Genomic DNA, 643 nt, shown 5'->3' on the forward strand with positions numbered 1-643 from the left:
CGGCAGGCTGCGGTGCCGCCGCGCCGCGCCGTGCCGCTGCTGGGCCGCGAGGTGGCGGTGACCGAAGCGCCCGACGGCACGCTCCGCGCCGCCGGCGCGGATGGCGCGCCCGCCGCGCATGAGCCGGTGCAACGCTATGTCGAGCGGGCCTTCGGTGCGCGGCTGGCTGAGGTACGGACCGCGATGCGCGACCTGGCCGGGACCTTCCCGCCGGAGGAGCTGAACCGCGTCGGCTTCCGGCTCTACGAGGCGTTCCGGCCGGTCGTGCCGGAGGGCACGCGCGGCTGGGGCGCGAAGGGGCAGCTGCATCTGGACGCGATCCGCCGCGCCGGCGGCTGAGGCGCGCGCCTCCTTAGATCCCGCGGTCCTCCGCCACCTCGTTGCGCCAGAAATAGAGCGGCCCGGGCGCGCGGCGTGCGCCTTCAGCGCCGCCGTCCGCGGGGCCCAGGCGCAGGATCTCGCCCTGGCTATCCAGGACCCGCCAGGGCAGGGACCTGAAGACGGTCACGCAGCCGCCCGCAGCCCGCGCCGCGGCCAGCCGGCGCAGCGCCGCCGCGTCGGGCTCTGGCTCCGCGCGCAACTGCCGCAGCACGGCGGGATCGGCGCAGCCGGTCGTGCCATCCGCGACGACCCGCCAGGTGGC

Annotated in this window: 1 protein-coding gene and 1 pseudogene; one reads left to right on the forward strand and one right to left on the reverse strand. The window is 77.8% G+C overall.

Annotated elements, in window-relative coordinates; genetic code table 11:
• A pseudogene (locus OZN99_RS33020) lies at nt 1–339 on the forward strand (hypothetical protein); the annotation flags it as partial.
• 13 nt (nt 340–352) lie between these two features.
• On the opposite strand, the gene OZN99_RS33025 reads toward OZN99_RS33020, so the two are convergent.
• On the reverse strand, nt 353–643 hold a 291-nt coding region (locus OZN99_RS33025), incomplete at its 5' end, for a hypothetical protein (RefSeq protein WP_270939390.1).

This window comes from Falsiroseomonas oryzae, assembly GCF_027856955.1.
In the GTDB taxonomy this organism is placed as follows: domain Bacteria; phylum Pseudomonadota; class Alphaproteobacteria; order Acetobacterales; family Acetobacteraceae; genus Falsiroseomonas; species Falsiroseomonas oryzae.